Raw genomic sequence first — 18,755 nt, forward strand, 5'->3', positions numbered from 1 at the left:
AATGTCACCTACACTGTTGCACAATTAGTTCAAACGAATACGTGGATCAAGCCAAGCAGAGAAGATATCTGCAAGCAATGCACCAACTAAGGTACATACGGCACCAAATGCAGCAATAGCAACCGAACCGTTGATGTCGTTCTGCATAATGGTCTGAACGAAGTAGCTACCAAGGCCGTTAATAGCAAACACGGTTTCAGTAATAACTGCACCGGTGAAAACGCCTGCAATAGAGAATGCGACGTCAACAGCTGTTGGAATCAAAGAAGTACGCAAAGCGTGACGACGAATAGCCATATTCAAAGGTAAGCCCTTCGCCCTAGCTGTACGAACGTAATCAGCATTCATAGTATCGAGAAGATAAGTTCGCTGAGTTAAATGATACCCAACCATGCCAGGAACTGTCATAACAATTGTTGGCAAAATCAAATGCTGAAGGAAGTCAAGAAGGAACATAAACGGGTCAGAACCCTGGTAAGAGTGCAAACCAGTAACGTAGAAAAGTCGCACGCCTGCTGCGTGGTTAATGCTAATAGCAGCAAGCACAACCATCAAACCCAAAACTGCTGCAGGAACAACCAGCAGGAAGGTTGCGGTGGAATTAAGAACTCGATCTTGCCACTTGTACTGACGGATAGCAGTGTAAACACCAACGCTAACACCGAGAACAATACCAAGAATTGTAGCGCCAGTAACCAGCTGAACAGATGCGCCAATACGAGACATGATTGCCGGGCCAACTGGAGCCTGATCTGGGCTCAATCCCCAATCCCACTTAGTAAAAATGTTGTAAATCCAACGGCAATAACGAGTAAACACTGGAGTCTGGTCGTTAATATTTGCCAGATCCAAAGAACGGTTAATAGATGCAATTGGCGGATGCGGATGCCTAGACATGTAGTTCGAACGCGGTCTCATAAAAGCACTTGCCAAGAAATACGTCATGGATACGGCAACAAACAGCATCACCACATAATTCAGGCATCGTTTAACGATGTATCGTATCATTGTGACTCTTTTCTACGCCTAACCATTGTTTACCTCCATTTGGCATGCTGCAAATCGTCAAATCTACAGCGTAACCGCTTTAGCGTTTCGCCCTCAAAAGGGCGCGCTTGAACTGACCCTCGTCAATCCGGGACACATAATTAGTATATTTTTAGCCAAGCTATGTACAAAGAGCTTAACAGAAAATATTTTTGCACAATGCTTTTTTAAATATATAAAAGCAAAATTTAGAATATATAAGTTACATTATACAAATTACAACTTACACAAAAACGCAGAATTTCAACGTTTCTTTGATATATAATTACGAAAGAATATGTATTACAGGGTCAAAAAATTATTTTTATACATACAAAATACGCATTATCAGCAAATATAATAAATTCAAAAATTAATTACAAAAACTGAATATTTAACGGAAAAAGTCTAGTTTTACAAAAATAATTAAGGTTATTCGCACAAAGGCCGGAAATCGCTATAAACAAGAAACACACGCAAGACATTGTGCAGTATACAATATCTGTTATTCGTATTATCAACTCTAAAAGGAGACTGAGTAAACTCATGGCTGAAAACGTTAAAGCCGTAACTCTGGAACATGTAAAAAATTATTCCAAGCATTTCAACGAGCAGCGTGCAAATCTTTTAGCAGCAAATGCAGCAGTAACAAATGGCGTGCTTAAAGCTGCAACAAGCTATCAAGGCCAGCGCGCACTGCCACGCGAATTCTCTGTGGAATTAAAGCAAGGAAGCATTACAAATCAAAAACGTTCCGGACGCTGCTGGATGTTTGCATCCCTTAACACTTTGCGATACGAGTTAATGCATAAGTGGAATTTAGACGACTTTGAGTTTTCAGAAAGCTACCTGTTCTTCTGGGACAAGATTGAAAAAGCAAACGCGTATTTGGAAAACGTGTTGGCAACTTTGGATGAAGAACTTGATAGTCGAGTTTTTGAAAGCATTAACTACGGTCCGATTGATGACGGCGGTTGGTGGCAAATGTTCGTCAACCTGGTAAACAAGTACGGACTTGTGCCAAAGAGCGCCTACCCTGATTCGCAGAATGCAACTGATTCCGACTCCTTTGTGCAGTACATCAATACAAAGTTGCGCGAGTTTGCTTGCGAATTGCGCGAAGCTTATAAGAACGGCTCTTCTTTGGAAGAATTGCGCGAAATGAAAATCCGCGATTTGGAAACCGTTTACCGCATGACCACTATTGCGCTCGGCGAGCCGCCAGCAAAGTTCGACTTCTTCGCACGTACTAAAGATGACGACGATAAGAAGGACGAGAAAAAGAACGAAAACAAGGATGGCGAAAAAGCCGACGAAGAAAAGAAGGACAGCAAGGACGACAAGCCAAAGACTGGCAAAGACGAACGTCCGATGATTCGCGAATACGGCATTACTCCACTTGAGTTCGCTAAGAAATATGTTCCTGTTGACGTAAACGACTTCGTAACATTGTGCAACTCGCCTATGAAACGAACTCCTTTCAACAAGCGCTATCAACTCAAGTACAGCACGAATGTTGCTGAAACAGATGAGCTTGAATTTGTGAACGTTCCTCTTGAAGTGTTCCGAAAGGCAGCTGTAGCGCAGCTAAGCGACGGACACCCAATTTGGTTTGCTTGCGATTGCACACAGTTCTCTTTGCGCGATAGCGGCTTCTTTGATCCTGCAGTAGTTCGCGTTGACCAACTCTTCGATGTTGAATTTACATTCGATAAGGCGAAGGGTTTGGAATACATGGATATTCCAGGAAATCACGCTATGACATTTACAGGCGTGAACTTAGACGAAAACGGCAACCCGGATCGCTGGAAGATTGAGAACAGCTGGGGTAAGGATGCAGGCGAAGATGGCTACTACGTTGGCTCTGCCGACTGGTTCGACCGCTACGTTACTGAAGTAATCATCAATAAGAAGTATCTTGACGAAGCAACTCTTGCCATCTTAAAGCAAGAGCCTGTAATGCTTGAGCCGTGGGAGCCACTTTCAAAGCGCTGCCGCTAGTTTAAGTGCTTAAATTTATAAGCGCAGATTGCTTTTTGCAGTCTGCGCTTTTGTTTTAGCGCTTTTATGAAACATTTGCCGTGATCTTCCACGGCATTTGTTTTCGTTTCGACAGCATTTGACCACAAACGCCGTGATCTTTCCACGGCATTTGTTTTCGTTTTTGTGGGTTTTGGAAACATTTGCCGTGTAATTTTCCGGCATTTGTAGCTGTTTGGATTGGCGAATGCTTTCAAGCGATGAAACAAATGATAAAAAAGAAGCCCGGCGGGAGGAAACCCGCCGGGGCAGAGAGAAAGAGAGAAGAAGGTTTCAATTATGGGGTTCGCGAACGAACCTCGCTAATGGCGAACCATTAACATATGTTAGTATAGCTAAACTTTCGTCCAAAGGAAAGAGTTTTTCCTTAAAATTTCCTTAAAATATTTTTTATTAAGAAAACTTGCTATATTTTTTGTTATTTTATAACGATTTACCTAAAATTTTCAACCTATTCGCCACTATTTTCCAAAGATTTTTTTGCAGCAGCAAGTCTTTCTGCTTCAACACGCTGACGCTCAGCCAATGCAGAAGCAAAACGTTCAAGCTCCTCATCAACCGCTTCCTTAGGAATCTTAGCAAAAATAGGAGTTGGCTTAGGAACAGGCGTTCCCGCAACCAATTCCTCACTCTCCCACGGATGTACAGTTTCACCCAAACGATAATCACCCGTAATAATCGGATACTTAAAGTCCGGATTATCCAAATCCTCTACTTCCTCAATATGAGGCAACGGTGAGAACACGCCAGTGCCACCAAGAGCTTCCCAAACCTTTTGCGCTGCATGAGGCAAGAACGGAGCAAGAAGATGATTAGCATCCGAAACAGCCTGCGCAGCCACGTGCAATACGGTTCCGAGACGAGCTTCGTCATCCTTAATCTTCCACGGCTCAGTTGCGGAAATATATTTATTAATATCCGCAACTACTCGCATTGCTTCCGTAAGAGCATTCTTCTGACGATGACGCTCAATCAAGCTACCAACCAAAGCAAACGCATCAGAAGTCTGATCAAGCAAAGCGCGATCCATTGAAGTCATAGAATCTTCATCCAAAGGAGGAATCTCGCCAAAATTCTTATTGATAAGATTTGCCACACGGTTAACAAGATTGCCCCAACTTGCAGCAAGCTCTTCGTTATTATGACGAGCAAACTCAGCCCAAGTAAAATCAGCATCAGAATTTTCAGGGCCTGCAATAGAAATGTAGTATCGCACAGCATCCACAGGATAACGAGCCAAAATATCCTTCACGTAAATAACAATTCCGCGCGAAGAACTGAACTTCTTGCCTTCCATAGTCATAAACTCAGAAGCAACAACCTGCTCAGGCATATTAAGCGGTCCGTAAACACCAGACTCGCCGCCCTTTGATCCAGCTCCGTTATATGCGAGCATTTCCGAAGGCCAGATTTGAGAATGGAAAGTAATATTATCCTTGCCCATAAAGTAGTATCCAGGAGACTTAGGATCACACCACCAGTCGCGCCAAGCATCCGGCTTACCCTGCCTGCGCGCCCACTCAATAGAGGCAGACAAGTAGCCAATAACAGCGTCAAACCACACATACAAGCGCTTATTCGGGTTATCAATCCAACCTTCAACAGGAACCGGAATACCCCAATCAATATCGCGCGTAATAGCTCTAGGCTTTACTTCCTTAAATAAACCAAGCGAGAAGTTAATAACGTTAGTACGCCAACCTTCACGCGAATGAAGCCAATTAACATTCGCCTCAGCCAAAGACGGCAAATCCAAGAAGTAGTGTTCAGTTTCTTCAAAGCGAGGAGTTTCTCCGTTGATCTTAGAAACAGGATTGATAAGCTCATCCGGATCAAGCTCATTTCCACAAGCATCACACTGGTCGCCGCGAGCGCCATCCGCACCACACAATGGACAAGTTCCCTCAATATAACGATCAGGCAAAGTACGTCCGGTAGAAGGCGAAATTGCAACCTTCTGCGTACCTTTATAAATATAACCGTTCTTTAAGCACTGACGGAACATTTCCTGAACCACATGCTCATGGTTTGCGGTTGTTGTGCGCGTAAACAAATCGTAGCTTAAACCTAAATCGCATAAATCCTTAGTAATTACGCGATTGTAACGGTTTGCAAGCTCTTGCGCAGAAACGCCTTCTTTATCTGCCTCAACCAAAATAGGCGTGCCGTGTTCATCAGTTCCAGAAACCATCAACACGTCATTACCCTTCATGCGCTCGTAACGCGCGTACACGTCTGAAGGAACACCAAATCCAGCAACGTGACCAATATGACGAGGGCCATTAGCGTAAGGCCATGCAACATTCACCAAAATATGACTCATAGGCAAATATTATCTTGTTCAGCGCGGACAGTTCTAGACGAATATCAAAGAAAAATTTAGAGAAAAGCGCAGAAAATAGCGCAAAAATAGCGTAAAAATAGCAGATTCTTACGAATATTCTAATTGTGAATATGTGCAAAACTTTTAGCTAATACGAATTATATGCACTTAAAAACAATAACGATTCAATATTGATTAAGTATCTATTCAAATAGCAATTCACATATCCACAATTTATTTATTTAATCTTATTTACCTCTAAAAATTTTCATAATCTCAATTCTTAAATCAATAAAAAGAGAGGAAGAATATGATTGATCAACAAATGGCATATACGATTTGGAAAATCGGCAAAATAGACAACGAAGAATTCCCGCCTCTTCTTGATAACAACCATTTACCTGGGCCAATGTGCATGAAAAAGCTTTCTAAATTTGGAATATTTAACCGCTTAACATCTAATACCGGCTACTCGCACAAAACGGCTATTTCTATGTGCGGAAGAAGCAATATAGTAAACGATTTAATACCTTCGGAAAGCGTTGCTTGCTTATTTACAGCTGCGTGGGTGTGGCTTGGTGGAAATTTTCCTGAAAATATAGATGTTATTGATTACGGTCATTATAGAAGGAAACCACACGGTCACACAATTCGATCATTTCGTAGGAAATTAAACGAAAAAGACTATGTTACTCTTGGAAAAACTCGCATAACAACTCCGGAGAGAACAATATGCGATTTAGCATATACACAAGGAGATAGTGAAAATTACGAGTTATACAGAAAAAGCATTGCAAACTTACTAATATCTCACTATCGCGTAGATTTGCACGAGTGCAGACGTATTATTGACAGCAATCCTTATTTTCCAGGCTCTGTGCGCGCAAGAACTTGGCTGAATGATATTGCGAATGAAATAAGGAAACCATGGAAATGAAATTCAACTCATTCACGAAGGAGCATGCAAGCTCTCCTCCCAAGCCGCCAATACTCCTTACGCCTGTTGTTGCAAGCGACCCCTCAACAAATCCGGAAATCTTGTGGCATATTGCAAAACATATACCCGAATTGCGTAAATGGGTTATTGCAAATCCTTCTGCAGACGCTCATCTTTTAGAATACATTTCTCAACAAGGCGGACCGGATGTTCGTCACAGTTTTGAAGTGTTATTTGCATCTTATGATAGCGATATATGACATCTATTACGGCAGACTTACAGCAGGCTTACAGCAAGACTTACAGCAGGCTTTAAGGCAGGCTTACGGCAATAGTTTTAGGATTATTTGAAATTTATACGAAAATTCCCTACTCAGCCTCACCTTTTTGTTTAAGGCATGCTGCGTAAACTTGCTTACGATTTGCAAAAGAACCATCTAAAAGCGGATGCTCTTTTACTACTTTCGTAATTGCTTCTTTAATGCGCAAACCTTCCTTTTCTGCGCAATCAGCCGCAAGCTCAGCAAGAGCATCTACGCTTAAATCTTGACTTTCTGCTCTAACTTCATCATCGTTAGCTCCCCCAATAACCAGCACAATTTCGCCACGAGGAGGATCAGCCAGCACGCCGTCGTAAATACTTTGCACATTCCCGCGGCGAATTTCCTCAAAATCTTTAGTAAGCTCTCGGCATAATGCCATTGGTCTATTAGGGCCAAGCACGGCTAATAGATCTTCCATAGCTTCTGCAATTCGGTGCGGAGCCTCATAAAACACGATTGTTCTGCGCTCTGCTTTAAGAGAACGCAAATGTTGCTGTCGTTCACCAGACTTTCTTGGCAAAAAACCTTCGTAGCAGAAGCGATCAGTTGGCAATCCAGAAAGCGCAAGCGCATCAAGAACCGCACTAGGGCCTGGAGCACATGTAACAGGAAGTCCACGTTCAATAGCCCGGCGAACAATTGCTAAACCTGGGTCGTTAATAGTTGGCATTCCGGCATCTGAAACCACAAGAACCTTAGCACCCTGCTCTACTTCGTCGAGCAAACCGTCGGCCTTATTTCGCTCATTGTGATCGTGATACGCAACAACGCGCCCAGAAACATGAACCCCAAGTCGATTCGCCAAATCGTAAAGCCTACGCGTATCTTCAGCTGCCACAATATCTGCAGTTTCTAGGAGATTTATTAGCCTAGAAGAAGCGTCACCAATATTACCAATTGGCGTTGCGGCAAGAAAAACCTTGCCGCATTTACTACCAATAGGCGATTCTGCGAGAACGACTTTGCTACGTAAATTACGATTTCCTGAAGTATTATTTTTAATTTCTTCAGATTCGGTCTCGCTCATTTTTACTCCTTGCCAATTCACACAATTTTTGGCATTGGCGTTGTAAGAGATGCAGTAAGGTTTACTTGCACAACTCCAGCACCAGCGTGAACTTCCACCTTCTTTAAGGTAACTGTGCGCTCCCCAGCAGGCTTGTGATCGTCGTCCGTCATGGTTGCAGGAGACTTGACTGCCACTAACGCAAGGCTGTTGAAATCAACACCTGCATTTGCGCACAAATCTTGCGCTGCAGACAGAGAATCAGCAAAGCCATCTTTTTCAATAACACGATCAGCTGGAACGCCGTAAGCTTCTTCACACAGAAGCTTAATTCGATTCATAAGAGTATTTCCGCGCCTGGATTCAGGAGCATACGCTTTAGTATCTGCACTAATTACAGACACAAAATCGTCAAGCTGATCTGCCAAACCATCGCCGCCGTCGCGAAAAAGATTGCCAACAATCGGCTTCCTAAATCCCAAAGATTTCGCCTGCGCCAATAGTTCAGGAACCTGATCATCCTCACCTTCCCACAAATTAATAAGCGGGAAAGTAGGAATATTAAGAGATTCAAGACGAGCAACATGGAATGGGTAGCGCCAAGCCAAAGTTTCGTCATCTCGCCAAGTAGTTGCGCGAGTAACTACAACTGCAGCGGCAGGCCATTTTGCGCCAAATTCGCGGGAAGCAATATCAAGCCACTTTTGAGCACCAGCATCCGTACCATAACCAGCTTCTACAACAACAACATCATGCTCAGCGCAAGCCATTTCAACGCTTACAAGGCTTGGAATACCGAGCGAAACGTTTGCAAACGGACCGCAATGCACATAAATCGGCGAACCGTTAATAGTTTCTGTCTTTGCAGGATTTACAGCGTCGGAAAGAATATTTGTAATTCGCCACAAATCAACGAAATCACCAAACTTACGAGGAACACCATCCTTTGTGCCAGCAATCATTGAAGCAACGCGCTCGGAAATCTCATCCATGCTGCGCGAAAGAACAACAATTTGCATAAGCTCGCATGTTGGAGTCAAAACGACTCGCTCAGGAACAGTGCCCTTGCCATAATCAACAGCAATGCTGCGAAGTGAACGAGATGGAACTTCACTTACGCGAGGAACCAAAATCGTATCAAGCACGCCTTCATCAACTGCTTTTTCTGCAAACGACACAAGCAAATTCTGCGCGCAAGCAATAGCAGCCATCTCACCACACAAGCCCCAATCAATAAGCTCAGGATGAGAAAGCGAAGACTTACCGCCGCCGCTTGCGCCGCCTTTAGAACCAGCGGCCGTAATGCCCATGCTTGGCTGACGAAGAACCGCAGCCGCGTCAACACCGCGCTCACGCAAGGCATCAACCAAAGCAATCGTAGTAGTTGTTTTACCTTCACCACGAGATGCTTTCAGCGGAGTGTCTGCAGTAACAAGAAGCACTTTTCCATGCTTGCGAGGCTGATCAGGATTCTGCTTTAAATAGTCCAAATACCCGAATGCATCAATCTTTTTAACCAAGCCGAATGTTGTTGTGTATTTATCAATAATGCTCATGTTCCCCACTTTCATAGGCATAATGCATAAATGCATATTTTATATAATTTAATGATCAGAACGGTTAAAGCCATTTTTCATACGCATACTTGTAATGTAAAGAACATTGTCAAGCAACGCGTCTGTTTCCTTCTTCAACCTTTCTGCCATGCCGTCATTCGCGTTAGCCAAAGCCTCACGAACTTTTGCGTCGCGAAGAGCGGCAATAATTTCTTCCGGATTGCGCACAACATCGCCGCAATAACCGTCTTCATCGCATTCACGCTCTGGCTCGTAATCGCTTAAAGAAACGCCAAGCAAATCAGCAATTTCTTTATCTGTGCGCTTAACCATTGCATGCCCGAGAGAGCCAACAGTTTCCTGGTAACGCTCAATCGTATTAGCTGTATCGTTAAACGCAGCATCGGCAAGAGCTGCAATAATGCGATTTTCCCAATAGAAGTTTTCGCTTGTTACGCGAGTAGTTGTATCTTCCAAATATTTTGGAGTGCGATTTACGTTCGGATAAAACGGCACCAAAGCGTTGAAAGGATTAGAACCGTAAGTAATCCACTGAATTGCACGCATTTCTTCCGGCATGTAAGGACGGATTTGCATTACAGCAAGCTCGCTTTGACGGTTAATGCCGATTGGGCGCAACATGTGGCGAGTATGCTCGTCTCCAAGCTTTCCGTAAGGATCATATTCAGTGCCCTGATAGTGCGAGCTTAAAACGTACTTAACGTCTTCAATGGTTACCTTGCGTTCTGGCTGGCGAGCCCAAGGAATGTCGTTGCTGTCCGGACGATGATCAGCGTCTTTACCATCCCACACTTCGTCATACGGATTCAAGAAGCGCTCCATGAACCATGCGCGAGGAGTATTGTAAACATGATCAGAATCCGAATGAGAGCCAAAAGCATCGCGAGGATTGAAAGGAGAAGCGTTTTCAACCGACAAATCCAAGTGATTTTCTTTAATAAACTCAAGCAAATCAGCCGAGCACATGTGCTCTTCTTGCTCACCAAAAGCGTCATCCAAGTCAAACTCGTCAATACCAAGCTGGTTTGGCATAACAACGTAAGCTTCATCCGGCACGCGCTTAGCAATCCAATGATGGCCGCCAACAGTTTCAAGCCACCAAATCTCGTTTACGTCCGAAAAAGCAACGCCGTTCATTTCGTAAGTGCCGTATTTTTCAAGCAACGCACCCAAACGCTCAACGCCTTCGCGAGCGCTACGAATATAAGGCAAAACAATCGTCAGGAAGTCTTCTTCGCCAATTCCACCAGGCACTTCCGGCTTATAATCAGCATCTCCAACTTTGCCCTGTGCTTTTTGAAGCTCAACCATTGGATCCGCTCCGAGCACGCGCTCGTTGGACGTAAGCGTTTCGGTTGCGCTCATTGCAACGTTTGCTTCGTTTACGCCGGCCTCTCCCCAAATTCCTTCGCGCAAATCAGCGTTTGGCACGCTTGTGTATTGCATTGGATTGTCTGGAAGTTCAACCGTCACGTGACTAAGAACAGACTTATAAACGCGAGGCTGATCTTCTGGCTTTACTACTACTAAGCGCTTTGGATTAAATTCGCCATTTGCGGAGTCTTCGTTACGCGCAATAAGCGTAGATCCGTCGTAGCTTGCGCCGCGTCCGACGAGAATTGTTGTGCATGCCATTTGCAGCCCCCATTGTGAGTTTCAATATTTTACTAATTTTTTATTCCTGATTGATTCTATCGCTAGTTACTTAAATTAGGCGCGCCCAGTAAAGAACATTCCGCCCGCATCTACGCCGCTAGTGCAGTTACGAATTTCGCGCAACAATTCATTCATGTAGAAGCCTTGTTTAAGATTTGGCAAAGGTTGTTCCGTGCCGAAAACTTCAAGCATGTATTCGTGATCTTTATCCGGAGGCTGAGGACCGTTGTAACGCATAGTAATTGCTGGATCTTCACAACCAACGAATCTGCTTGCTTGTGAATTGCGTCCTTGAACTGCTTCCGGAATCATCGACGGCATTTTGCGCGAAAAATCTTCCGGAATTTGCAAAGCATGAGAATCGTTAAAATCAAACATTAACGCATCTACTGGCACGTTTGCAGCCGTCCAATGAATCCATTCAAAACCGCATACCGGTATTGCATCATCGTCAACAAGTCGCCAATGTAGGTAGTGCACAAAAGATGGCATATTGTCAATGTAAAACGGGAATGAAACTACTGGAACTCCGTTAATTTTATTCTGCGACGGTGCAGCTTTAGAATAATCGTCCGGAATAATAGTGAAATCTGTAGAAATATTCATAATTCAAGTATCTACTATTACATAGCACTAATCAACTGCGTTAATAAATTACTTATTCGTTACTAACGCAGCGCTACGACTGCGCCAGTAACAATAAAACGCAAATATTCGTTACTAACGCAGCGCGCAAACTGCACTAGTAACGATAAACAGGAATTCAGTGAGGAACAAGCGCTCCGGCAAGTCAATGCGCCCAGTCATAAAAGAACTGGGCGCACTGATTTAGAAAATGGAGATTTTATACTAGATTTTACTTTTCTGCAGCCTCCTCGTGAGCAGCAGCCTTAGCAGCCACAGCAGCCTTCTTGGCAGCACGCTCTTGCTCCTTAATACCTTCAATGAACTCAGCATGCTTTACTGCAGGAAGCCAGCCGGCGTTAACAACCTTAACCTGCCATACCCAAGCCAAAGCAAAGATTATAACTGCAAAAACAATCAAGCTTACAGAACCAACGCCTGCACCAAGGTGTGCAAAGTTACCAACAACAGTGCCAACCCAACCAAAGTCAGCATCACCGAAGGTGGAGTTTGCCAAACCGAAGGAACCCATAACAGTGAGCAATACTGCTGGTAGGAATGTAATAATCAAGCCGTTAATGAAACCACCGAGAATGGCACCACGACGACCGCCGGTTGCGTTACCGAATACGCCAGCACCGCCGCCATCGAAGAAGTGAGGAACCATGCCAGGAAGAATCAAGGCCAAGCCCCAAGCCGGTCCCATCCACACTGCAATAATGCCAAGAGCTACAAGGCCACCAACGAAGGAAGCCAAGAAGCCAATGAGGGAAGCGTTAGCACCGTATGGGAATACGATTGGAATATCCAATGCTGGGCGTGCGCCTGGAACAACCTTGTTAGCAATGCCCTGGAATGCAGGAACCAATTCGCCCAAGATAATACGAACGCCGTAGAGGATTACACTAACGCCAATGCCGAACTGCAAAGCCTGAGCAAAAGCAGCCATGTAGAATGCGCTGTAATCAGCAGGATGAGATGCGAAAATCTTGAAGAGTTCCTTTGCTGGCAAAACAACAGAAGCCCATACTGCAAACACAAGATAAAGCACAACCATCAACAAAGTGGTAGAAACCATGGAATCACGCAAGAAGCTCAAGCCCTTAGGGAAGTTGATGTCTTCAGTAGACTTTGACTTCTTACCAACAGCCGCACCAACAGCACCAGAAACAATGTAGCTTAAGGAGTTGAAGTGACCGATTGAAAGCTTATCGCTTCCGGTAATGCGGTTCATGAATGGCTGAGCAAAAGCTGGCAAAACAACCATAACAGTAGCCATAATAATGGAACCAACAATAACAATAAGAAGCTGGTTGCTTGCGCCGAAGCCTACAGAAAGCACCAAAGCAAGAAGCATAGACATGAACACCATGTGGTGACCAGTCAAGAAGATGTACTTTAGTGGAGTAAAGCGTGCAGCAAGAAGCATAAGAACAAAGCTAAGCACAATAATGTATGCAGAGGTAGCACCGTACTGTCCTGCAGCCTGAGCTGTAATAACTTCGTTAGTAGGAACAACGCCGTGTGCACCAGTAGACTTCAAAACTAAGTCACCAAATGGAGCAAGAGCACCAACGACAACGCCGGCACCTGCGCCCAAAATGAGGTAACCCATAGCAGCCTTTAAGCCGCCTGCAATAACTTGTCCTGCACTACGCTTTAGCGCAATAAGACCGATTGCTGCAATAATACCAATCAAATAAGCCGGCACATTCAAAATCTGCTGACTTATGAAATTTAAAACCTGAACTACAATGTTCATTTTTATTTCCTTCTTTTTTATTCCCTAGGGAAAAGCAAATACTATGAGTAATTACTATACGTAACGCTCAAGTATGCTCTTCACCTCTTCAACATCCATGAAATTTTCAATTGTTTCCACAGGAGTGGTAGTGCCCTCAAGCTCTGGAGCAAGCTGAGGAGATGTGAGAACGAGGTCGTTCATATTAGCGGTACCTTTTGCACTTCCAGCATCGGAAGTAGTAACCGTAACATCAAGACCAAGGTCTGCTGCTGCAGCCTCAACATTGATTTTGAGCAGTACAGACGTGCCAATGCCGTTTCCGCATACGCACAGAATATTCATAATAGCCTCTTTCATTGAGTGATCATTTTTAATTTTACAAAATTACTTTATGATTTAATATCTAACTTTTAAGAATCGCGCGAATTTCTTCAGCATTTTTTGCTTGCGCAAGTTCCTTAGTTTTTACAGGATTAGACAAAGCTGCAGCAACTGCGGCCATAACCCCAATATGCTCGCTTTCATCGTGACCTGCAAGACCAATAACTAAAGAAACCGGATCGTTAGCAGCATTGCCAAATTCAACAGGCGTGCTTAAACGAACCCAGCTTAAACCGCTTTTAAGAACCGCTGCAGATGGCCTTGAATGAGCCAAAGCCAAGCCTGGAGCAATAACAATATATGGCCCCATTTTCTCAACGGTTTCAATCATTTGATCCGTGTATTCGTCAGTGGTAAAGCCAGCTTCTCGCAAAGCATCGCCCGCAAGACGAATCGCATCGCGCCAATCCTTAGCCGCAATATCAAGATTAACTGCAGCGTCCGGAAGAAGCTCGTCAATATCAGCGCTCATATTTTCTCTTTTCTGATTATTTTTAATTTTTACTATTTTTTAAATTTTGTAATTATTAAATTTTGATTATTCCTGCATTATCGAACGGTAGAACTTTCCAGATAAAGCCTCTTGAGCTTTAACTTTTGCTTCATCAAATGTAGTCTGAGCAAGTTCTGCACGAACATCGTCCAAAGCAACTGGAGTCATAGAAAGCGAGTTGATACCAAGACCAGTAAGAACAACCGCCAAGTCTGGATCCGCCGCAGCTTCTCCACAAACTCCAACTGGCATACCATGAGCGTTACCAGCGTCCGCAATCATTTTAATTGCACGCAACACAGCAGGATGCCAAGCAGTTTGGTAATTAGAAACAGATCCAAGCGTTCGATCAGCCGCAAGAGTGTATTGCGTCAAATCATTCGTTCCAATAGAAACAAAATCAGCAACTTGAGCAACTTCTTCGGCAACCAAAGCAATAGAAGGAACTTCAGCCATAACGCCAACCTTCTTAAGACCTTTAGATTTACCAAGCTTTACAAAATACGCTGCTTCATGCTCGTCTGAAACCATTGGAGCCATTACCCACAAATCAGCATTAGTTACAGCATCAGCGCGAGCCAAGGCCTGCAACTGTCCGTCTAAAACATCCATATGCTGCCTTAAAGTACGCAAACCACGAAGACCTAGAGCAGGATTTGGTTCATCTTCCGGAGTCAGGAATGGCAACGGCTTATCTGCCCCAGCGTCAAGCAGACGAATAACAACTTTTTTGCCATCAAATTGAGATAGCAGCTTCGTGTAGGCTTCTGTTTGCTCTTCTACACTAGGAGGCTGCTCGTTACCGATAAACAGAAATTCTGTGCGGAACAAGCCGACACCTTCAGCACCATATTCATGCGCAACTTGAGCATCCGATGGCTTGCCAACATTTGCCAAAAGCGGAATCAAATGACCATCTTTAGTACTTCCAGGCAATCCGCGCAATTCACGAGCACGACTTAAGCGCTCACGAGACTCTTTAACATGCTCAATTTCTTCTTCGCTAGGGTCGCTTATAACACGTCCGCGAGCAGCATCAACTACAACCATTTGATGATTATTTAGTTGGCAAGCATCGTGCGCTCCAACAACAGCAACAATTCCGCGAGCGCGAGCAAGAATAGCAGTGTGACTAGTAGGGCCGCCGTCGATTGTAACAATTGCCTGAACCTTGCTTAAATCAAGCGAAGCAGTATCGGCAGGAGAAAGATCCCTAGCAACCAACACAAAAGGAGAATCGCTTTCTGGCACTCCAGGCGCTTCGACACCAAGCAAATATGCAATAACGCGCTGGCCAACATCGTGCAAATCTCCCGCACGCTCAGCCATATAGCCACCAAGATTACGCAACATATCTTCAAACTGCGCAAAGCCTTCCCAAGTAGCGCGTTCAGCTGTTTTTCCAGCGGAAATTCCAGCTTCAATCGCACTTATTAATGCTGGGTCCGACGCCATTTGAGCAAGAGCCTGCATAATTGGTGCTGCTTTTTTAGTTCCTTCATCCGCTGCTTTAAGAGCAGCTTGCGCGCGCTGTTGCAAGTCTTTGTTTACTGCATTTAGAGCGTTTTGTACCGAAATTTTGGCATCTTCGACTGATATTTCTGTAGGACGAGCCACATCTTGTGGCTCTCGCAAAGCAGGTGCCATACACAATACTTCACCAGACGCCATTGAACGACCAATACCAACACCAGTGATTACCATACTTAAACCCTCCTTTAGGTTTAGACGCTTTACCACAGCCGCAACGCCGCAGAAGCATTTCTTGTAGGTAAACGTTTCTTACTAATGAAACTATACACCATTAAAAACGTTGTTACAACAAGTGAAAACGTTTTCTGTATTTTTCAGTTAATTGTGTTACACTTAACATTAAAAATAGCAATAAGAAAAAACTTAAGAAAAAAAAACTTTGCTTTTATACGAAAGTAAGATAAAAGTAGAAATTATTAATTTTATTCAAAGGAGAAAAAATGTCAGTCGCAACTCGCACCGTTACCATTGAAGACCCTGTTGGAATTCACGCTCGCCCAGCATCTGAATTTTCACAAGCCGCAATAGCCTCAAATTGCACTGTAACAATCGCCAAAGGCGAAGGAACTCCAGTAAGCGCAAACAGCATTCTTTCAATTATGGGTTTGGGTATTACTAAGGGAGACTCAATCACAATTACAGTAGACGGCGAAGATGCCGAAAATGTGGCAAGCAAGCTTGTAGAAGTAGTCACGAAAGGCGAATAATATAGAGTTAAGTAAATAAATGAACAGATAAATAATATTCACTTTATAATATTCGATTTGCGGTGCTGCTTATTATTAGCTACAGCACCGCACTCATTCGGGGGCACATATGACAAATCAAACAAATCAGAATGCCTCCATTACTCATGTAGCGGCGCTCGCAAAAGTTTCAATCGCAACAGTATCCCGCGTACTTTCTGGTCGTCGAGCCAAAGATGACGATATTGCAAAACGCGTTAGAAAAGCTGCAGAACAGCTTAATTATTCAGTAAATTATGCAGCAAGCGCATTAAGAAGCGACACGACTAACACAATCGGCGTAGTAATAAGTACAAGCAACGTAGACGATTCGTTCAACGTAAACATGCTTTCCGCCCTTGACGAGGCAGCTCAGAAAATAGACAAAATACTTCTTGTTGGAACAGGCAAAGATGCCGAAACACAAGAAGAGCGCATTGAAGAACTTATTGAACACAATGTTGACAGTCTTATTGTGATACAGTCTAACAATATTGATTTAACAAGAATACTTGAAAACTACGTAAATAATCTTCCAATTGTTCAAATTGGCGGCACTGCAACTTCGTTCCACATTAACTGGGTTGGCATGGATCAAGAATCCATGATGGAAGCTGCTTTAATACATCTTTCACACCACGACGCGCACAATATTGCTTATTTAAGCGGAAATGTTGACTCCACACAAAGCGCAAACTTATTCGCTAATTTCCAGACTGCCGCAAGCCGATTAAGCCTACTTTCTGAGCCGGATTGGACGACTTTTGGCGAGCTTACTTATCAGCGTGGATTTAAGGATACTATGAGACTCTTTTCCACTTCTGCAGCTAAGCAAGCGCGCAAACCAGACGCTATTATTTGCGCAAACGACGCCGTGGCAATGGGAGCTCTTTTGGCTTTAGATGAACTTTCTTTAAAAGTTCCGCAAGATGTTCGCGTAATAGGTTACGGAGATAGCAGGCAGGCAAAAATATCTGAGCCTACGCTTTCTTCAATCAGGCCTCCATACCAGCAGATTGCTCGCGAAGCTATTCGCTTAACCGCTGTAGATAAATCTGAGCAGCATTGGCTTCCAGCACACATGGAATTTAGGCCAGAAATTATGCGCCGTGAATCAACTAACGCACCGAGAATAGGCACAAGCGATATGTCACTTCCGTGGCGAATATAGCAAACTCTACGTTACTTTTACAAAATAGAGCAGAATAACGCTTCAAAAACAAGAGTCGCGTTACCGTTCCTAGCCAAGCGTTTACGAGCTGTAGCAATGTTGTCAACAAAATCAAGAGCCTGCTTTACCGTTAGCCTTTTAGCAAGTTCCACAATTGCAGACTTGTATTCTTGATTTATTATTGGCGAAGAACCCTGCGCATTGTTAAGTATGACTAGAACGTCTCGATACACGCTGTTGACTGCGTCTAAAGAACGACCCAATACGTCGCGACTTACGCGAGTAACTTTGCGCTTTACCTCATCTTTTTTACCAATTGCGTTATAAGCTGTGCGCAATTTTGGCGCAATACGATCGCCCTCTTTTAAGCCGTTAATTCTTAAAAATTCTTTCTGCTGAGCTTCAACATTTCGCTGAACTTCATCTTCTGCTTGAGCTTTTGCGTCTGCAATAAGCATTGCAGCAAGCATAATTGCGTCAGCAGCATCATGCATACGAAGCAATCCCGCAACTAACTCATCTCGCCTACTTAAAGCACGCTCGTCGCTTGCGTAAATCAACGCGGTTTCTATATTTCCCTGAGAAAGTCTAGCTGCGCGACTTGCTAGCTTATTATCCGCATCCGTTTTTTTAATAAGATATTCTGCTACAGACTGCTCATCAGGCATGGCTAACTGCACAAGTTGCGTGCGCGAACGAATTGTTGGAAGCACATCTTTAGCGCTTGAAGCACAAAGAATCCAAATAGTGTGATTGCTAGGCTCCTCAATCTCTTTAAGAAGAACGTTTGTGCTGCGTTCCAACATTCTGTCAACGTCTTCAACAATTATTATTCGCCACGGAGCAGTACTAGGCATTTGCTCTGAAATTCCAATAACTTCACGAACATCGTCAATACTGAGAGTAATACCTTCGGTTGCAAGCGTATGAACATCCGGATGCGATCCCGCTAAAACTTCTCTAGCGGTTTTACTAAGCTCTTCTTCCCCATTAATATTTCGATTTGCGTCTAAACAATCCGGACTTTCGAGAGCAGCAGCAAAAGCGCGCGCAACTTGTACACTACCGAAGCCGGCAGCTCCACAAATTAGCCAAGATTGGGCTATTTTACTAGCGTCAGCGCAAGCAACTTTTTGCAAACGCTTAATCACCTGCTCTTGACCAACTACATTATCCCAAACGCTCACTGCTTCACC

General features: G+C 43.8%; 16 protein-coding genes. 5 read left to right on the forward strand and 11 right to left on the reverse strand.

Annotation, left to right across the window (positions count from 1 at the left end; translation table 11 throughout):
- Nucleotides 1–24: 24 nt before the first annotated feature.
- The gene (locus HXT35_RS02865; RefSeq protein WP_019260545.1) at nucleotides 25–1,008 is read right to left on the reverse strand and encodes an ABC transporter permease; all 984 of its coding nucleotides are present in this window, start codon (nucleotides 1,006–1,008) and stop codon (nucleotides 25–27) included.
- A gap of 564 nt (nucleotides 1,009–1,572) precedes the next feature.
- Between HXT35_RS02865 and HXT35_RS02870 the strand changes: the two genes are divergently transcribed.
- Nucleotides 1,573–3,027, forward strand: a complete 1,455-nt coding sequence (locus HXT35_RS02870; RefSeq protein ID WP_004129237.1) for an aminopeptidase C — start codon at nucleotides 1,573–1,575, stop codon at nucleotides 3,025–3,027.
- 490 nt (nucleotides 3,028–3,517) lie between these two features.
- Here HXT35_RS02870 and metG read toward each other — a convergent pair whose 3' ends face one another.
- A complete protein-coding gene (gene metG / locus HXT35_RS02875) occupies nucleotides 3,518–5,389 on the reverse strand; it encodes a methionine--tRNA ligase (protein ID WP_004129240.1) in 1,872 nt (623 codons plus the stop codon).
- Nucleotides 5,390–5,699: 310 nt separating this feature from the next.
- Between metG and HXT35_RS02880 the strand changes: the two genes are divergently transcribed.
- Nucleotides 5,700–6,326, forward strand: a complete 627-nt coding sequence (locus HXT35_RS02880; protein WP_004129241.1) for a hypothetical protein — start codon at nucleotides 5,700–5,702, stop codon at nucleotides 6,324–6,326.
- The gene (locus HXT35_RS02885) at nucleotides 6,317–6,586 is read left to right on the forward strand and encodes a hypothetical protein (protein WP_004129243.1); all 270 of its coding nucleotides are present in this window, start codon (nucleotides 6,317–6,319) and stop codon (nucleotides 6,584–6,586) included. Before HXT35_RS02880 ends, HXT35_RS02885 begins: the two co-directional genes overlap by 10 nt.
- Nucleotides 6,587–6,695: 109 nt before the next feature.
- On the opposite strand, the gene rsmI is transcribed toward HXT35_RS02885, so the two are convergent.
- From rsmI to ptsP, 8 genes are all read right to left on the reverse strand, one after another.
- Nucleotides 6,696–7,676: a 16S rRNA (cytidine(1402)-2'-O)-methyltransferase gene (rsmI, locus tag HXT35_RS02890; RefSeq protein WP_004129247.1), complete on the reverse strand. Its 981-nt coding sequence runs from the start codon at nucleotides 7,674–7,676 to the stop codon at nucleotides 6,696–6,698.
- Nucleotides 7,677–7,693: 17 nt separating this feature from the next.
- Nucleotides 7,694–9,211 (reverse strand): formate--tetrahydrofolate ligase, encoded by a 1,518-nt coding sequence (locus HXT35_RS02895; protein WP_004129250.1) that lies wholly within the window; start codon nucleotides 9,209–9,211, stop codon nucleotides 7,694–7,696.
- Nucleotides 9,212–9,259: 48 nt separating this feature from the next.
- The gene (locus tag HXT35_RS02900; protein WP_004129253.1) at nucleotides 9,260–10,867 is read right to left on the reverse strand and encodes a C69 family dipeptidase; all 1,608 of its coding nucleotides are present in this window, start codon (nucleotides 10,865–10,867) and stop codon (nucleotides 9,260–9,262) included.
- A 75-nt stretch (nucleotides 10,868–10,942) separates the two neighbouring features.
- On the reverse strand, nucleotides 10,943–11,494 hold the full coding sequence (locus HXT35_RS02905; protein WP_004129257.1) for a YbhB/YbcL family Raf kinase inhibitor-like protein: 552 nt from the start codon (nucleotides 11,492–11,494) through the stop codon (nucleotides 10,943–10,945).
- 250 nt (nucleotides 11,495–11,744) lie between these two features.
- Nucleotides 11,745–13,274, reverse strand: a complete 1,530-nt coding sequence (locus HXT35_RS02910) for a PTS ascorbate transporter subunit IIC (RefSeq protein ID WP_421787777.1) — start codon at nucleotides 13,272–13,274, stop codon at nucleotides 11,745–11,747.
- 54 nt (nucleotides 13,275–13,328) lie between these two features.
- Nucleotides 13,329–13,598: a PTS sugar transporter subunit IIB gene (locus HXT35_RS02915; protein ID WP_004574742.1), complete on the reverse strand. Its 270-nt coding sequence runs from the start codon at nucleotides 13,596–13,598 to the stop codon at nucleotides 13,329–13,331.
- 61 nt (nucleotides 13,599–13,659) lie between these two features.
- Nucleotides 13,660–14,109 (reverse strand): PTS sugar transporter subunit IIA, encoded by a 450-nt coding sequence (locus HXT35_RS02920; RefSeq protein ID WP_004129264.1) that lies wholly within the window; start codon nucleotides 14,107–14,109, stop codon nucleotides 13,660–13,662.
- A 66-nt stretch (nucleotides 14,110–14,175) separates the two neighbouring features.
- Nucleotides 14,176–15,834, reverse strand: coding sequence for a phosphoenolpyruvate--protein phosphotransferase (ptsP, locus tag HXT35_RS02925; protein ID WP_004129265.1), 1,659 nt, complete (start codon nucleotides 15,832–15,834; stop codon nucleotides 14,176–14,178).
- 269 nt (nucleotides 15,835–16,103) lie between these two features.
- On the opposite strand from ptsP, the gene HXT35_RS02930 reads away from it, so the two are divergent.
- Both HXT35_RS02930 and HXT35_RS02935 read left to right on the forward strand, forming a co-directional pair.
- Nucleotides 16,104–16,370, forward strand: a complete 267-nt coding sequence (locus tag HXT35_RS02930) for an HPr family phosphocarrier protein (RefSeq protein ID WP_004129267.1) — start codon at nucleotides 16,104–16,106, stop codon at nucleotides 16,368–16,370.
- Between the two features lie 109 nt (nucleotides 16,371–16,479).
- On the forward strand, nucleotides 16,480–17,559 hold the full coding sequence (locus HXT35_RS02935; RefSeq protein ID WP_004129269.1) for a LacI family DNA-binding transcriptional regulator: 1,080 nt from the start codon (nucleotides 16,480–16,482) through the stop codon (nucleotides 17,557–17,559).
- Between the two features lie 17 nt (nucleotides 17,560–17,576).
- Here HXT35_RS02935 and HXT35_RS02940 read toward each other — a convergent pair whose 3' ends face one another.
- Nucleotides 17,577–18,746 (reverse strand): DNA polymerase III subunit delta', encoded by a 1,170-nt coding sequence (locus HXT35_RS02940; protein WP_004129271.1) that lies wholly within the window; start codon nucleotides 18,744–18,746, stop codon nucleotides 17,577–17,579.
- Between the last annotated feature and the right edge of the window lie 9 nt (nucleotides 18,747–18,755).

This window comes from Gardnerella sp. DNF01141, from assembly GCF_049244255.1.
Lineage (GTDB): Bacteria > Actinomycetota > Actinomycetes > Actinomycetales > Bifidobacteriaceae > Bifidobacterium > Bifidobacterium vaginale_E.

Coding starts and splice junctions, on each gene's coding strand:
- HXT35_RS02865 (WP_019260545.1), bottom strand. CDS start 1,008: ATGATACGATACATCGTTAAACGATGCCTGAATTATGTGGTGATGCTG.
- HXT35_RS02870 (WP_004129237.1), top strand. CDS start 1,573: ATGGCTGAAAACGTTAAAGCCGTAACTCTGGAACATGTAAAAAATTAT.
- metG (WP_004129240.1), bottom strand. CDS start 5,389: ATGAGTCATATTTTGGTGAATGTTGCATGGCCTTACGCTAATGGCCCT.
- HXT35_RS02880 (WP_004129241.1), top strand. CDS start 5,700: ATGATTGATCAACAAATGGCATATACGATTTGGAAAATCGGCAAAATA.
- HXT35_RS02885 (WP_004129243.1), top strand. CDS start 6,317: ATGGAAATGAAATTCAACTCATTCACGAAGGAGCATGCAAGCTCTCCT.
- rsmI (WP_004129247.1), bottom strand. CDS start 7,676: ATGAGCGAGACCGAATCTGAAGAAATTAAAAATAATACTTCAGGAAAT.
- HXT35_RS02895 (WP_004129250.1), bottom strand. CDS start 9,211: ATGAGCATTATTGATAAATACACAACAACATTCGGCTTGGTTAAAAAG.
- HXT35_RS02900 (WP_004129253.1), bottom strand. CDS start 10,867: ATGGCATGCACAACAATTCTCGTCGGACGCGGCGCAAGCTACGACGGA.
- HXT35_RS02905 (WP_004129257.1), bottom strand. CDS start 11,494: ATGAATATTTCTACAGATTTCACTATTATTCCGGACGATTATTCTAAA.
- HXT35_RS02910 (WP_421787777.1), bottom strand. CDS start 13,274: ATGAACATTGTAGTTCAGGTTTTAAATTTCATAAGTCAGCAGATTTTG.
- HXT35_RS02915 (WP_004574742.1), bottom strand. CDS start 13,598: ATGAATATTCTGTGCGTATGCGGAAACGGCATTGGCACGTCTGTACTG.
- HXT35_RS02920 (WP_004129264.1), bottom strand. CDS start 14,109: ATGAGCGCTGATATTGACGAGCTTCTTCCGGACGCTGCAGTTAATCTT.
- ptsP (WP_004129265.1), bottom strand. CDS start 15,834: ATGGTAATCACTGGTGTTGGTATTGGTCGTTCAATGGCGTCTGGTGAA.
- HXT35_RS02930 (WP_004129267.1), top strand. CDS start 16,104: ATGTCAGTCGCAACTCGCACCGTTACCATTGAAGACCCTGTTGGAATT.
- HXT35_RS02935 (WP_004129269.1), top strand. CDS start 16,480: ATGACAAATCAAACAAATCAGAATGCCTCCATTACTCATGTAGCGGCG.